16 protein-coding genes are annotated in these 14,797 nt (G+C 46.7%); 3 read left to right on the plus strand and 13 right to left on the minus strand.

Annotation, left to right across the window (positions count from 1 at the left end; genetic code table 11):
* Positions 1 to 3: 3 nt before the first annotated feature.
* Genes holB through mltG form a run of 3 tightly spaced genes read right to left on the minus strand, consistent with a single transcriptional unit; the run spans position 4 to position 2,679 of the window.
* Positions 4 to 1,047 carry a DNA polymerase III subunit delta' gene (holB, locus tag IE074_RS02425; RefSeq protein WP_189383850.1) on the minus strand — a complete coding sequence of 348 codons (1,044 nt, stop codon included), beginning with the start codon at positions 1,045 to 1,047 and terminating at the stop codon, positions 4 to 6.
* Positions 1,034 to 1,669, minus strand: a complete 636-nt coding sequence (gene tmk / locus IE074_RS02430; protein ID WP_189383851.1) for a dTMP kinase — start codon at positions 1,667 to 1,669, stop codon at positions 1,034 to 1,036. The genes holB and tmk overlap by 14 nt, the downstream gene beginning before the upstream one ends.
* Entirely contained in the window at positions 1,669 to 2,679 is a 1,011-nt protein-coding gene (mltG, locus tag IE074_RS02435) for an endolytic transglycosylase MltG (RefSeq protein ID WP_189383852.1), read from the minus strand. The genes tmk and mltG overlap by 1 nt, the downstream gene beginning before the upstream one ends.
* 226 nt (positions 2,680 to 2,905) lie before the next feature.
* On the opposite strand from mltG, the gene ygfZ reads away from it, so the two are divergent.
* The gene (gene ygfZ / locus IE074_RS02440; RefSeq protein ID WP_189383853.1) at positions 2,906 to 3,904 is read left to right on the plus strand and encodes a CAF17-like 4Fe-4S cluster assembly/insertion protein YgfZ; all 999 of its coding nucleotides are present in this window, start codon (positions 2,906 to 2,908) and stop codon (positions 3,902 to 3,904) included.
* Positions 3,905 to 3,931: 27 nt separating this feature from the next.
* On the opposite strand, the gene IE074_RS02445 is transcribed toward ygfZ, so the two are convergent.
* From IE074_RS02445 to IE074_RS02455, 3 genes are read right to left on the minus strand one after another with little or no spacing between them, the layout of a single operon-like run.
* Positions 3,932 to 5,065: an enoyl-CoA hydratase/isomerase family protein gene (locus tag IE074_RS02445; RefSeq protein ID WP_189383854.1), complete on the minus strand. Its 1,134-nt coding sequence runs from the start codon at positions 5,063 to 5,065 to the stop codon at positions 3,932 to 3,934.
* Between the two features lie 24 nt (positions 5,066 to 5,089).
* On the minus strand, positions 5,090 to 5,458 hold the full coding sequence (locus IE074_RS02450) for an RnfH family protein (protein ID WP_189383855.1): 369 nt from the start codon (positions 5,456 to 5,458) through the stop codon (positions 5,090 to 5,092).
* On the minus strand, positions 5,445 to 5,882 hold the full coding sequence (locus tag IE074_RS02455; protein WP_189383856.1) for a type II toxin-antitoxin system RatA family toxin: 438 nt from the start codon (positions 5,880 to 5,882) through the stop codon (positions 5,445 to 5,447). The genes IE074_RS02450 and IE074_RS02455 overlap by 14 nt, the downstream gene beginning before the upstream one ends.
* Before the next feature lie 196 nt (positions 5,883 to 6,078).
* Between IE074_RS02455 and smpB the strand changes: the two genes are divergently transcribed.
* Complete coding sequence (smpB, locus tag IE074_RS02460; RefSeq protein WP_189383857.1) at positions 6,079 to 6,534, plus strand: SsrA-binding protein SmpB; 456 nt, start codon at positions 6,079 to 6,081, stop codon at positions 6,532 to 6,534.
* 95 nt (positions 6,535 to 6,629) lie between these two features.
* Here the strand turns inward: smpB and IE074_RS02465 are convergent, their stop codons facing one another.
* The 4 genes from IE074_RS02465 to ppsA all read right to left on the minus strand — a co-directional run bounded on the left by IE074_RS02465 (position 6,630) and on the right by ppsA (position 10,952).
* Complete coding sequence (locus tag IE074_RS02465; protein ID WP_189383858.1) at positions 6,630 to 7,562, minus strand: SPFH domain-containing protein; 933 nt, start codon at positions 7,560 to 7,562, stop codon at positions 6,630 to 6,632.
* A gap of 28 nt (positions 7,563 to 7,590) precedes the next feature.
* Positions 7,591 to 8,028: an NfeD family protein gene (locus IE074_RS02470; RefSeq protein WP_189383998.1), complete on the minus strand. Its 438-nt coding sequence runs from the start codon at positions 8,026 to 8,028 to the stop codon at positions 7,591 to 7,593.
* Between the two features lie 39 nt (positions 8,029 to 8,067).
* Positions 8,068 to 8,397 carry an FKBP-type peptidyl-prolyl cis-trans isomerase gene (locus IE074_RS02475; protein WP_189383859.1) on the minus strand — a complete coding sequence of 110 codons (330 nt, stop codon included), beginning with the start codon at positions 8,395 to 8,397 and terminating at the stop codon, positions 8,068 to 8,070.
* Between the two features lie 182 nt (positions 8,398 to 8,579).
* Positions 8,580 to 10,952 (minus strand): phosphoenolpyruvate synthase, encoded by a 2,373-nt coding sequence (gene ppsA, locus IE074_RS02480; protein WP_189383860.1) that lies wholly within the window; start codon positions 10,950 to 10,952, stop codon positions 8,580 to 8,582.
* Between the two features lie 166 nt (positions 10,953 to 11,118).
* Here ppsA and ppsR point away from each other — a divergent pair, with 166 nt between their 5' ends.
* The gene (gene ppsR, locus IE074_RS02485) at positions 11,119 to 11,949 is read left to right on the plus strand and encodes a posphoenolpyruvate synthetase regulatory kinase/phosphorylase PpsR (RefSeq protein ID WP_189383861.1); all 831 of its coding nucleotides are present in this window, start codon (positions 11,119 to 11,121) and stop codon (positions 11,947 to 11,949) included.
* An 86-nt stretch (positions 11,950 to 12,035) separates the two neighbouring features.
* Here the strand turns inward: ppsR and IE074_RS02490 are convergent, their stop codons facing one another.
* The 3 genes from IE074_RS02490 to rnhB all read right to left on the minus strand — a co-directional run bounded on the left by IE074_RS02490 (position 12,036) and on the right by rnhB (position 14,793).
* Positions 12,036 to 12,911 (minus strand): TrmH family RNA methyltransferase, encoded by an 876-nt coding sequence (locus IE074_RS02490; RefSeq protein WP_189383862.1) that lies wholly within the window; start codon positions 12,909 to 12,911, stop codon positions 12,036 to 12,038.
* A 63-nt stretch (positions 12,912 to 12,974) separates the two neighbouring features.
* Positions 12,975 to 14,048 carry a fatty acid desaturase gene (locus IE074_RS02495; protein ID WP_189383863.1) on the minus strand — a complete coding sequence of 358 codons (1,074 nt, stop codon included), beginning with the start codon at positions 14,046 to 14,048 and terminating at the stop codon, positions 12,975 to 12,977.
* A gap of 139 nt (positions 14,049 to 14,187) precedes the next feature.
* Complete coding sequence (gene rnhB, locus IE074_RS02500) at positions 14,188 to 14,793, minus strand: ribonuclease HII (protein ID WP_189383864.1); 606 nt, start codon at positions 14,791 to 14,793, stop codon at positions 14,188 to 14,190.
* Positions 14,794 to 14,797: the final 4 nt, after the last annotated feature.

Consider the following 14,797-nt stretch of genomic DNA (forward strand, 5'->3'; position numbering starts at 1 on the left):
TAATTACGACTTTGAAATGCAGCTTAACGCAACCCGCTGCAGGGTAGACATAATAAACAAGCGGGCATTAAGCGGATGATCGGCTATACGCTGCTGTTCTGTCAGCCATTTAAGTAGCTGCGTAATTTTATCTGCAGCCATATTGCCTGCAATGATAGAGGCATTTTTACCTAAAGTGGGAAAATAACGGGATACCTGCCCATAGCGGTTAAGATTGATATCAAAAACAAATCGCTGAAGACTGTCCAGCCATTGTTTGGCTTGCAGTTTTTCAAGCAGTTCGGCCAGTTTATCAAGATTGGGCATTTCCCTGTGTGCCAGTTTGTCTGCAAACGCCGATAGCCAGTACTTGACCGGCTCATAATCAGACTGACTGAAAGCCAGGGCACTTAACGGTGCGCCACCTGTAGCGGCCAACCAAACCTGACCATCCGCCACCCCATTTTTCTGGAGCCAGTCCAGAGCAACCTGACTTTCCGGTACCGGTAAGGCCAGACGGCGGCAACGTGACAGCAAAGTTGGCAGCAATCGCTGGATGGCATGCGTGACCAAAAGGAAAATGGTATTTTCTGGCGGCTCTTCAAGGACTTTAAGCAAGGCATTGGAAGACGCCGCATTCAGGCTTTCGGCCGGATACAGCACAATAACACGGTAACCGCCCCGATGCGTGGAAACATTAAACAGTTTTTCAAGTTGGCGAACCTGCTCTATCCTGATGTCCTGGGACAGGGTTTTCTTTGCACCACTAGCTTCATCATTTTCCGGGGTGGTAACAAAGCCTTCCTTAACGGCTGTGGCGTCGGGCAATACTATTCGTAAATCGGGATGATTGCCTGACTTGACCCAACCACAGGACTCACAGTGCCCGCATGCCATGCCGTTAAGGGAAGATTCGCACAATAAGCCGGTTGCTGCCGCATGAGCAAATTTCAGCTTGCCAATACCCGGAATGCCATAAATAATCCAGGCATGTGAAAACCGTTCCTTATTGCCCAACCATTGGCTGGCAATATCCTTCTGCCACGGTAGAAACTCAGGTAGATGCATTGTTTTTCAGCCCGATAAACTGCAGCAAGCGAGTTTCAACAAATTTCCTGACCTCTTCAAAAGGCCTCGTGGAATCAATAAGCAAAAAACGCTGCGGCTCATTGGCCGCACGCTGCAAGTAGGCACTGCGCACTGCCTCGAAAAAAACATCATTCTCCTGTTCAAACCGGTCAAGGCTGGCACCGTGCCTGCCCAATCGTTCGCGCGACACTTCCAGTGGCACATCAAAAAGCAGCGTCAAGTCCGGGTTAAGTCCTTCCTGTACCCAGTTTTCCAGCGCAGCTATCTTGTTGAGATCAAAATGACGTCCACCACCCTGATAGGCATATGTACTGTCAGTAAATCGATCGCAAAGCAGCAACTTGCCTGCCGCCAAAGCGGGCTTGATGAGCTGGTTAATGTTTTCCTGGCGCGAAGCAAACATCAGCAAGGCCTCTGTTTCCTGGCTCATGGCATCATGCAGCAAAATTTCACGCAACTTTTCACCCACAGGTGTGCCACCCGGCTCACGTGTCATAACGACCTCAAGCCCCTGATTTGCAAAAAAGTCGGGCAGCCACTTCATATGGGTACTTTTGCCAGCGCCATCAACGCCTTCCAGTGTAATAAAAAGCCCTGTCATTACTGACCCCTTTTCAATATATATTTTTGTACGTTTTGATTGTGTTTTCTTAAGTTTTCGGCAAATTCACTGGTTCCGTCACCACGGGCCACAAAATAATAATAACCGTGTTTTTCGGGATGCAATGCCGCCTGTATGGATAAGGCTCCGGGTACCGCGATAGGTGTAGGAGGCAAGCCCTGGCGGGTATAGGTATTCCATGGTGTATCGGTTTGCAGGTCTTTTTTGCTAATGTTGCCTTTGTAATTATCGCCCATTCCATAAATAACAGTAGGATCGGTTTGTAAAAGCATATTTGCCTTAAGGCGGTTAATAAAAACGCCGGCCACCCGATCACGATCCTGACTGTGACCGGTTTCCTTTTCTACGATCGAGGCCAGAATAAGGGCTTCATAGGGTGTTTTAAGCGGAGTATCAGGATCACGGTTCTCCCAGGCTTGCATCAGTCGCTTCTGCCCTTCGTCATAAGCGCGTTTTAAAATCTGGAAATCGGTATCGCCTGGCACAAACACGTAGGTTTCAGGGAAAAACAAACCTTCGGGGTGCGTCTGGTCAGAACCCAGTTTCTTCAACAGCTCTTCATCAGTGATATCAGCCAACGTTTGCTGTATATCCTTATTGGACTTCAAGGCCTGACGAATTTGCTTATAAGTCCAGCCTTCGATCAGGGCAATCTGGCGCCTGATCATGTCACCTTTGGCCAGTTTATCAAGAATGTCCAATGGCGTCATTCCTTGGGTTACCTCATAGGCACCGGCCTTTAATAGAACATCCTGTCCGGTATAACGGGCATATAAAATAAACAGCTGCGGCTCAATGTCCAACCCTGCTTTGGTCAGGGTTTCGGCAACCGTGCGTATGGTGCTGCCCTTGGGAACCGTGAATTCCACTGCCTGGGTTGACATGGGAATGGGGCTGGTGGACCAGTGCCAGACTTTACCGCCCAAGCCAATTACCAGCAACAGGGCGCAAATAACAAAAGCCAGGACAAGGGACTTGAATAATTTCATGCGTACAAAGCGTATGGGAGTAATTTAACAAGGCTCAATTGTATCAGGCAACAAGACAATAGCCATCTATTCAAAGACGTGAGCCAAAAGGCTTTATGCAACAGGGCCGGATATGGCATGCCGTCACTCATTAACCTTTATCAGAATCAGGAAATACACCTGTCCTGGGCAATATGGCATACTATTTATACATTCAAGTTTGTATCAGTAATGCAGGATAATAGCCATGATTTCAGAACCTCAAGAACATATTGACGATACTTTATTTCAAAGCGATCTCACCCATTTTACTGTTTTCTCTGTCAGCGGTGCCGATGCGGCCGATTTTCTGCAGGGGCAGCTCACCCAGGATATGACCCTGGCCACTGAAAACCATGCCGTACTGTCGGCTTACTGCTCTCCAAAAGGACGTGTGCTGGCCAGCTTTCTGATCTGGAAAGACAGGCTGGATGATCATGAACCGGTATTCAGGTTTCTGGTTCGCAGCGATATTGCCGAGCCCTTGCTTAAGCGCCTGCGCATGTATGTCATGCGCTCAAAAGTGGTTTTCACCCCGGAAACACTAGCCATCAAGGGTATTTGGTCCTATTCAATCGAAGAATTGGGCAAGCGACTTGAATTGGACTTGCAACAAATGCCAGCGTGGCAAGTCACCTCAAAAGACGGATGCACCTGGATCGCCTTGCCTGATGTGGCCGGCAATAAACGTTTCATCTGCATTTATGATCCTCAGGCACGCAGCCAGGAATGTTTCTGTTCGCTGTTAAGCCATAAAGACACGGCACAATGGGATGCACTGGAAATCTTAAGCGGCACTCCATGGATTGAAAAAAACAACCAGGAACTGTTCATTGCGCAAAGCATTAATTTTGATGTGATTAATGGCATTAGTTTCACTAAAGGGTGCTATCCTGGCCAGGAAGTGGTTGCGCGTAGCCACTACCGCGGCACTTTAAAACGCCGGATGGCAATTGGTATTGTTGCCAATACCACAGACCCCGAAATCTGGCAGCCAGGCAAAGACGTTTTTGATGCACAGGACACTAATGAGCCATGCGGACAAATCGTGAATGGCACCGTTTATGATGGGAAAGTATACCTGTTGTTTGAAACCAAACTGTCTGCCCTTGAGCACAATCAGATAAGCATCGGCAGTCTTGAAGGCCCTAAAGTGGAACTGGTTGACATTCCATACTCACTTGAAAAGCCTGAAATCCGGAAGTAACTCAAGATAAAGACTTCCGGATGATCTTTAAACCAAGTCAGACAAAGGATGCCTGTCTGACTTGGGCCAGGGACTGTCAAGATATGATGCCAGAATGGCTTCAGTAACATCATTAATATCAGAAGGCGTCCATTTGGGTTTTTTGTCTTTGTCCACCAACAGGGCACGAATGCCTTCCTGCAGCTGGCCGTCGGCACAGCAATGCAATGCCACAATATATTCCATGCGAAAAACATCGGCCAAAGACAGGTGCAAGGTTTTTTGTTGCAAGACAATACCCAGCGCCATGGATAGCGGCGCGCCTTTTAGCATGGTACTGGCAGCACGGGATAACCAAGGGTCATCACTGTCTTTCAACAAGGCGATATTTTGGTAAATGGTCTGGATATTGACTGGCGCACAAATTTCATTGATTAAGGCATAATGCTGTTGCAACGGTCCAACCCCGGCAGCTTTACCTTTATGGGCAGCCAAGACTGCATGAACAAGATCATCATTAAACCGTCGATACTTGGGTTCCAGCCAGGCTGCTTCCAGCAAACCATTCACTACCGCTTCCCAGTTGGCATGATCAACCTGATAGTTGGCAAGACCCGAAAAAAGCGCATCAGACGTATTCAGGATGGCTCCGGTGCTCGCCAGGAACACGCCGGTTTTACCTGGCAAATGATTTAAGACCCAACTTCCGCCCACATCGGGAAAAAGGCCAATACTGACTTCCGGCATGGCAAGCCGGGAGCTTTCACTAACCACCCGATGGCTGGCACCAATCATCAGGCCTATACCACCACCCATTACAATTCCGTGCCCCCAGCAAATAACGGGTTTATTATAGGTATGGATTTGATAATCCAGTTTATACTCAATTTCAAAGAATTCGCGTGAATACGTATTCGCCCATGCTCCCTGCCCTTGCCAGGTTTGCATGCTTTGGTACAAACCATGCAAATCACCACCTGCACAAAATGCCTTGTCACCGGCTCCTTGCATGATAACCAGCACCACATCCGGGTCTGCCTCCCATTGGGCAAGCTGCTTGCCCAGCAAGCGGCACATTTCAAGCGAAAGTCCATTCAGGATCTTGGGCTGGTTAAGGGTGGCAACACCAATTTTGTATCCATTATTGGTGTTGAGTTCAGTGAATAAAACAGGTGACGACATTGTTCCTCCTTGAGTCGTGTGATTTTACGTATTGTCCCGATGTTCGGTATAGTTGTTGATACGTGATTTTTTTTGTCTGAGATGTTTTTTGGTCAGTATTCCTGCCTTGCGGTGTTCTGCCCTGCGTCTTCGGGACTCTTTGGGATCAAACACCAGCTTGCGATAAAGCTCAACCCGGTCGCCCTCTTCCACAAGTTGCCGTGGCGAACATTTGACCCCATAAACGCCCTTTCCAAGGCTGCCAAGATCCAGATCGGGAAATGCATGGGCAATACCACTTAAGGCAATGGCGTCAGCAACGGTACTTCCGGCAGGTACGTAAAAACTTTTTCGCCAGATATGGCTTGTGGTAACCGGAAAGCTAAGGGAAACCTGAAGATCAGCGATCGCCATAAATAACCTGGGCTCGTTTGGTAAAGGAATCAATAAAGCTGTTGGCAATACGGTTGAATACTGGCCCCACCAGCATCTCAAGCGTTTTGCTGTTAAAGGCATAATCAAGGGTAAAGATCACTTTGCAGGCATCTTCATCCAGCTCGATGAACTCCCAAGTACCATTAAGTGCTGAAAACGGGCCATCAACCAGTTCCAATTCCATTTTTCCGGGGTAGGCATGTTTATTACGGGTGGTAAATGTTTGCTTTATTTTTGCAAGACTGATGGTAACCGATGCAATCACACCATCTTCGAGCCTCTCTTTAATGGCAGAACCGCCACACCAGGGCATGAATTCGGGATATTTTTCGACATCGGAAACCAGGTCAAACATCTGGCTAGCCTTGTAAGGAAGAAGGACGGATCTTTGGACAGTATGCATTAAGAAATTTTACAGATTAAATCAATGGGCCAATGGCGAATATAAACGAATATGGACGTTTAAGGGCAATATTGCCATAAATTTCATTTTCATGTGATGTATTCATTTACAATATGGCCTTAAGCCGAAAACCAATAAATACACATTCATAAAAAAGTCCTATTTTAACGGCTGTAGCATTTTTATAATATAAATCATGAGCATTGTAGAAAATAGAAAAGCCCGCCACGATTATTTCATTGAAGAAAACTTTGAAGCAGGTATCGTTCTTGAAGGCTGGGAAGTTAAAGCCATACGCGCAGGCAGAGTGCAATTGGGAGAAAGTTACGTGATTGTACGTGATGGTGAACTCTGGCTGCTTAATATGCATATCAGTCCACTGGCCACCGCTTCAACCCATATTCATCCCAATGCAACGCGCACACGCAAATTGCTAATGCATAAAAAAGAAATCAGCAAATTAATTGGTAAGGTTGAAATCAGAGGCTACACCCTGGTGCCACTTAATCTGCACTTCAAGAATGGACGCATCAAACTTGAATTTGGCTTGGGCAAAGGCAAGAAGCTTCATGATAAACGTGACAGTGCCCGTGATAAAGACTGGCAACGTGAAAAAGAAAGAATCATGAAGCATGATACCCGTCGGCAGTAAAGGCACAGAAAGGGGTTTGCAAGACACTTAAGAACCTGGTCCAGGCTTAAACCGGGCCAGGTCCTTTTTTATCAGGGGATTTTAACCCTGTCAGCTTATGACTTTTCGTTGGTATTTTTAATGATTGCCATGGCTGAAGCGATCATGCTTCCCATATCAGACAAATTACCCGGCAGGATAAGTGTGTTGCCTTCTTTTGCAAGTTTGCCAAACGCTTCAACGTAATTTTCCGCCACCTGCAAGTTTACCGCCGCAAGACCACCAGGCTGTTCTATGGCATTGGCCACTTTGGTAATCGCTTCAGCGGTTGCGGTTGCAATTGTGGTAACTGCCTTGGCTTCACCTTCAGCGTTATTGATTTGTGCCTGCTTTTCACCTTCAGATCGTGCAATGGCTGCCTCTCGCTCACCAGTTGCGATATTAATCTGCTCCTGTCGACGGCCTTCAGAAGCAGCGATCAGGGCCCTTTTTTCACGCTCGGCTGTAATTTGTGCCTGCATGGCGCGTAGAATTTCGCTAGGGGGTGTGAGGTCCTTGATTTCATAACGCAATACTTTCACTCCCCAGTTTGTAGCCGCCTCATCAAGTGAAGAAACAATCGTGCTATTGATGGCATCCCGCTCTTCAAAAGTACGGTCAAGCTCCATGCGGCCAATGACCGAACGCAAGGTGGTTTGTGCCAGCTGCGTAATGGCTACAATGTAATTAGATGAGCCGTATGAAGCCCGCATGGGATCAGTAACCTGGAAGAAAATAACACCATCTACCTGCAGTTGCGTGTTGTCCCGTGTAATACAAACCTGGCTGGGAACATCAAGAGGGATTTCTTTTAATGAATGCTTGTAAGCGATTTTTTCAATGAAGGGGATAACAAACTTTGCCCCCGGAGACAGGGTCCTGTCGAATTTACCAAGCCGTTCCACCACCCATGCATGTTGCTGGGGAACAATGGCAATGGTTTTAATAAAGATAATCAGGGCAAGTATAAAGACAATTAGCCAGAAAACAATTGATGTATCAAATTCCACGTTAATGCTCCTATGGTTTGGCGGGGTCTCAGGACGACTTATGCACCGGTTTTAAAACAAGGGTAACGCTTTGAATATCGACAATCACATATAGTCCGGGTAAAGGCGTTTCAGTGATGGAGGGGTCGAGTTTTACCTGCCACTGTGCGCCCCTGTAATAAACAGTAGCCGTACGGTTATCTGTCCATGATTTCACTTCTACGTGCTGGCCTATGTCAAGGTTGACATTACTGTCACTGGTAGCCTTGAGGTGCCCTTTTTTTAACAGAACACCTGTTTTTTTAAGTATAACCAGCCCGGCAATGCCGATAATACTGCAGGTAGCCAATTGGGCGGCCAGGCTGAAACCCAAATAGGCAACAATACCCGAAGCGGCCAGTCCCAATGCAACAAGCAACATGTAGAATGTACCTGAAAGCAGTTCGGCAATCAGCGCCATAACCGCAAGACCAAACCAGACCCAGATCATATTATCACCTTTTGGAAAGATCAGAATTTACCAAACTTATGCCAAGTCCAGTAATTCAACCTCAAACACAAGGGTTGCATTGGGTGGAATAACGCCACCGGCACCTCGGGCACCATAACCTAACGATGCAGGAATAGCTAATTTGCGTTTGCCGCCAATTTTCATACCTGCCACACCCTGGTCCCATCCTTTAATGACATGGCCTGCGCCCAGTGGGAAAGAAAATGGTTGATTACGATCTTTGCTTGAGTCAAATTTGGCACCATTATCAAGTAACCAGCCGGTGTAGTGTACCGTTACGTGTTGGCCGCTTTGGGCTTCCTCGCCTGTACCCACTTCAATATCTTCAATAATTAATTCACTCATTTCAATATCCTTAAAATCAACAGTTAGTCTAGCAAGTGTAACTTAATTCAAACCCCATTTTATTAAAAAATGAAATATTCTTTGTGATGAAAGAATAAGTGTGTGTAAACCATATTTTTCGTTTCTTATGGCAAAAAAAACAGGCCCTTGAAAGAGCCTGTTTTTTTTCACTGGGTTAGCAATTATTTAGCCGCAGCCAGTTTTTGCCAGGTATCAACCACCGTGTCGGGGTTAAGAGACATTGACAAAATACCCTGCTCTTTCAGCCATACTGCCAGGTCTGGATGGTCGCTAGGGCCCTGACCGCAAATGCCAACATATTTTCCGGCCTTCAGACACGCCTGAATGGCCCGAGACAACATGAATTGAACTGCTTCATCACGCTCATCGAAATCAGCAGCCAACAATTCCATGCCGGAATCACGGTCAAGACCAAGCGTTAGCTGGGTCATGTCGTTTGAACCGATAGAGAAGCCATCAAAGTGCTCAAGGAACTTATCGGCAAGAATCGCATTGGAAGGCACTTCACACATCATGACAACACGCAGGCCATTCTCGCCACGCTTCAGGCCGTTCTCTGCCAGCAGGCCAATCACGCGCTCGGCCTGATTAAGGGTACGCACAAATGGGATCATGATTTCAACGTTAGTCAGACCCATTTCCTCGCGGACAAAGCGCAGAGCTTCACATTCCATGCGGAAGCATTCAGCGAAGTCGTCGGAAATATAGCGTGCCGCACCGCGGAAGCCCAGCATTGGGTTTTCTTCCTCTGGCTCGTAGCGGGAACCGCCAACCAGCTTACGATATTCGTTGGATTTGAAATCGGACATACGAACAATAACCGGTTTGGGATAAAAGGCAGCTGCAATGGTTGCAACACCTTCGGCCAGCTTTTCAACAAAGAAAGCACGCGGACTTGCATAACCACGGGCAGCCGATTCCACCGCTTTTTTCAGGTCGCCATCAACATTGGGGTAATCAAGGACCGCTTTGGGGTGAATATTGATATTGTTGTTGATAATGAACTCGAGTCGAGCAAGGCCAACACCTGAGTTGGGGATTTGAGAGAAATCAAATGCCAACTGGGGGTTACCGACGTTCATCATGATTTTCACATCGACTTCAGGCATTTCACCACGGCGGATTTCTTCAACCTCGGTTTCCAGCAGGCCTTCATAAATACGGCCTTCATCGCCTTCAGCACAAGAAACGGTTACTTCAGAACCATTGCCAAGCACTTCTGTGGCTTCACCACAGCCAACAACAGCGGGAATGCCCAGTTCACGCGCAATAATCGCAGCGTGGCAGGTACGGCCACCACGGTTGGTCACAATGGCTGAAGCGCGCTTCATGACGGGCTCCCAGTTAGGGTCAGTCATGTCGGTAACCAATACATCTCCGGCTTCAACCTGGTCCATTTGGGCAATATCGTTAATAATACGGACTTTACCAGAACCGATTTTTTGACCGATGGCACGACCGGTAATAAGCACCTGGCCAGTAGCCTTCAGTTTGTAGCGTTGCTGTACGTCATGGGCGCCTTGCTGAGACTTGACGGTTTCAGGGCGTGCCTGAAGGATATACAATTTGCCATCAATGCCGTCACGACCCCATTCAATATCCATGGGACGCTGGTAATGTTTTTCGATAATGACCGCATAGCGGGCCAATTCAATCACTTCATCATCAGTCAGGGAATAACGGTTTCTTTCTGAAACAGGCACATCCATGGTCAATACGGCATTTTCACCAGGACGACGCTCGGCGTTGAATTCCATTTTGATCAATTTGGAACCAATACGACGGCTAACGATAGGATATTTGCCTGATTCCAGGGTAGGTTTGAATACGTAGAATTCATCAGGGTTAACAGCACCCTGCACAACGGTTTCACCCAGGCCATAAGAGGAAGTAATGAACACGACATCATCAAAACCGGACTCGGTATCCAGGGTGAACATCACACCGGCACTACCCTTGTCGGAACGAACCATGCGCTGGATACCGGCGGACAGGGCCACTTCAGCGTGAGCATAACCTTTGTGAACGCGGTAGGAAATCGCGCGGTCATTATAAAGTGAAGCAAAAACATGACGGATTTTGTCCAGAACATCTTCAATGCCTGCAACGTTCAGGAAAGTTTCCTGCTGACCTGCGAACGAAGCATCAGGCAAGTCTTCTGCTGTAGCAGAAGAGCGGACTGCAAAAGAGCCATTACCGTCTGCATCCAGTTGAGCATAGGCTTCGCGGATTTGGTTTTCAAATTCAGCGGAAAATGGCTCGTCAATAATCCACTGACGAATTTCGGCACCGGCCTCTGCCAATGCCCGAACATCTTCCGGATTTAATGTACTAAGGCGATTGGCAATACGTGTGTCCAGCCCGGAAAACTTAAGGAAATCCCTAAAAGCTTCTGCTGTAGTGGCAAAACCACCAGGAACACGAACACCCGCTGACGACAGTTGACTAATCATTTCACCCAGTGAGGCATTTTTACCACCTACCGAGTCCACATCCGTCATGCGGAGATTTTCAAATGGAACAACATACGACATTAAAGTCACCCTTAAGATAAAAAAAATGAAAGCTTATTTGTTTGAAAAACAACTAAATTCTTCAAACAAATAGGCCTTTACACGACAAGTTAATGATGTGGATTACAATCATGGACTGAATTGTACCGTTTTACGGTTTTTTTTGGGCGTTTTTTAGGCAATCACAATGCAACTTAATCAAAGAACTGTATTTATTGTATCGGACAGCACCGGTATTACAGCAGAAACCTTCAGTCATTCTGTACTTTCTCAGTTCAGTAAGTCTTTTGAGTTCAGGCAAATACGTGAACCTTTCATCACGACTGATGAAAAGGCCAAGGATGTGGCAAAAAAAATCAATGAAATTGCCGAACGTGAACAAAACCCACCCATCGTCTTCAGTACATTGGTTAAACAGGATATTCTTGCTTATGTCAAAGAATCCAATTGCGTTTTTCTGGATATTTTTGGCACTTGCGTCAGCCAGCTTGAGTCTGCCCTGGGCACCAAGTCTGAACCAACCATTGGCATGTCACATTTAAGCGCCAGTTCAGAAGCCTATCGCAATCGCATAGAGGCCATCAACTTTAGCCTTGCCCATGATGATGGTCAGTTTATTCATGGACTTAAGGAAGCAGATGTGATTCTGGTGGGTGTTTCCCGTTGTGGTAAAACACCAACGAGCCTTTACCTTGCCATGCAATACGCCATCAAGGCAGCCAATTTTCCGTTAATTCCCGAAGACTTTGAGCGCGGAAGCCTACCTAAAACATTGCAGCCTTTCCGCAACAAGCTGTTCGGTTTGTCCATCCAGCCCGATCGCCTGAGTGAAGTCCGCAATGAACGTCGCCCAAACAGCCGTTATGCTACGCTGGAGCAATGTTTGTATGAAGTGGCTGAAGCAGAAAGATTAATGCGCCGCGAAGGCATTGAATGGCTGTCAACCACGACCAAGTCGATTGAAGAAATTTCCACGACTGTTTTGCAAATACTTGGGCTGAATAAATCCAGCTACTAAAAAAACAACCCTATCATCTATAAATACCTGTCCGTGTGTACATTTCACTGACAGGTATTTTTTTGACAGGCGGCCACTACACAGCTTCAAACGCAATAAAGACGCTGGCGCCGATGCTCAAACAAAACGATACCGGCTGCAACACCGACATTCAGTGATTCAACCAGATCTGTTTGAGGAATAAATACCTGGTGTGTTGCCTTGCTTAACAAGGCAGGGTGGACACCCTGCCCTTCATGACCCATCAGCCACACACATTGCTCAGGCAAACGTGTTTCGTACAGGCTCTGTGCCTTGTCCGACAAAGCGGTTGCCATGACTGGAATAGAAGTCCGGTTGATTAGCCCGGAGAGGTCTTGCTGTTCGTAAATATTCAGGGAGAAATGCGCACCTTGGGCACTGCGCAAAACCTTGGATGACCAGGCAGAAACACAGCCTTTTGACAGATATACATGACGGACACCTGCAGCGGCGGCTGAACGCAGGATGGTTCCTGCATTACCCGGGTCTTGCAACCGGTCCAGAAAAACCGCGTTCTCATGAATCATTGCAGGCACCTTGCAAGATGGCGTATTCACAAGAAAAAGCACCCCTTGCGGTGAATCCACATGCGTCAAGTTTCTGAACAGTTTATCGGGAACAACAATGCATTGATCCGTATCCAACAAGTTGAACAATTGCCAAACTTCATCACCGGATGACTGCATTGCCAATGCGCTTTCTGTTGTCTTTTCTTTTGCCTGTTTATATTCAGAATGCTCAGCCGTACCTGAGCACACACCCGACTTGGCATGCTCAAGTACAGCCGCATTGAAAATAGCGAGCAAGGGATCCGCATGGTGCTCTAGCCATGAATGGCAAAGATGGACGCCTTCAATAAGGACCTGACCCTTGATTTTGCCAAGATGAGCCTTCAGCAATTGCTTGTACAAGGAATTTTCTTTGGAGGAAATGGATTTCATACAAAAAATTATCCCGCATAAGCGGGATAATATCAAAGCCTAATATTTATTTTTCCAGATAGATTACAGAACCTGGGGCGTTGGCTTGCCATTGAAGTCAAGCCATTGCTTGTTTTCGTAATCATATAGCTTTGTAGCCTTGGCTGTTTTGAAATACCATCTCCAGCTGAATTTCTGTACCACAATTCGCTCTGGCAGCATTTCTTCAAGACGGGACTGGGCAGCCTTCAACTTGTAAAGGGGTATGCTCATATCAACATGATGGGCAGTGTGCTCCAGGATATGATGCATAAGGGCGCCAAAATGGAAGTTGAAAGTAAGATGCACGGTTGTGGAAACAAATGGTTGTGCCTTGGCCCATTCAACCTTGTTGTCATGCCAAACCACCTTGGTATGCGTATGCTGTACATACACTACCCATCCAATCATGTAAAACCAGAACATCAATGGTACAAACCAGGCAAAAAACAGCAATGAAAGTATTGATTGATTTGTTTGAATGGCTGCAATGATGACAATAATTGCCCAGGAAATGCCAAATACACTGGATAGCAAACCGTCCCAAAAGAAGACCTTACGTTGTGTTCCCATGTACGCCTTGGTGGGAAACATCATGCGGTTCCACCAGATTTCAACCAGATAATAGATACCGGCGCCCCAGCCGCTGCGATAGAATCGCTCCATCAACTGGCGCCCTTTGGACATGGCGGCAAACTCTTCCTGAGTATGGGGGCACCAGACAAAATCCATCCCTTTCAGATTGGTATATCCATGGTGCACAACATTATGGCCAACATCCCAAAGGCTGTAGGGTGAAACTGATGGCAAAAAGGCAATACGACCCAACCATTTATTCAATTTCCGGTGTGGCGTCAGGCTTTGGTGGCAGGCGTCATGACCAATAATAAACAGGCGGCCAATGACAAAACCGCAAACCAGGGCGCAAATTAACTTTGCCCACCATGGTTCAAAAATAATTGCCCCTGCAATGAGTGCAAAAAACAAGGCAATATCAATAGTCATCAGAACAAGAGCACGAAGCGTGTTTTTTTCTGATAAGGGTGTTAACCAGCTCCGAATAATTTTACGATGAGGCAGTTCATTACTCGGTGGAATTGGCGTTAAAGGTGTGGTCATAAATAATATCTATCTAATAACAAAAGGCTGTAATTCTTTACAATGAAAGCAAATAATTGTACTTCCTTTTTAATGCAAATCAATTTCAAAACTTAAAATTAGCTTAATTAATAGAAAAAAGTAATAAAAACATGCACTTTTAAGCCAACAGTTTTTTTACAGGGGCAAAACTCCGCCTATGTTCGGGGCATGCCCCATGCAAAAGCAAGCGTTCCATATGGAGGGCTGTACCGTACCCTTTGTGTTGATCAAAACCATATTCAGGATACTGTTCATGCAGCCCTTTCAATGAGGCATCACGCGCTGTTTTTGCCAGGATGGAAGCCGCTGAAATACAAGCCTCAAGTGCATCCCCTTTGATAATGGCCCTGCTGGCAACAGGCATCTCAGCAGGCACACGGTTACCATCAATAAGCACCAGGCCAGGCGCAATGGATAGACCCAAAAGAGCCCTTTTCATCGCTAGCATGGTTGCCTGCAATATATTAATCTTATCAATTTCTTCTACGGTGGCACAGGCAATAGACCAGGACAGCGCGTTTTCCCTGATATCCAGCGCCAGTTGCTCACGCTTTTTTTCAGAGAGTTTTTTTGAATCCATCAAACCATTAATGGGTTTTAATGGATCCAGGATGACCGCAGCCGCATAAACAGAACCCGCCAATGGCCCCCTTCCTGCTTCATCTATCCCTGCAACCAATAAACCGCCTTCATCATTGGCAAATAAATCAAGATTCTGAGTCATGGAG

This window comes from Advenella faeciporci (genome assembly GCF_014652395.1).
Lineage (GTDB): Bacteria > Pseudomonadota > Gammaproteobacteria > Burkholderiales > Burkholderiaceae_B > Advenella > Advenella faeciporci.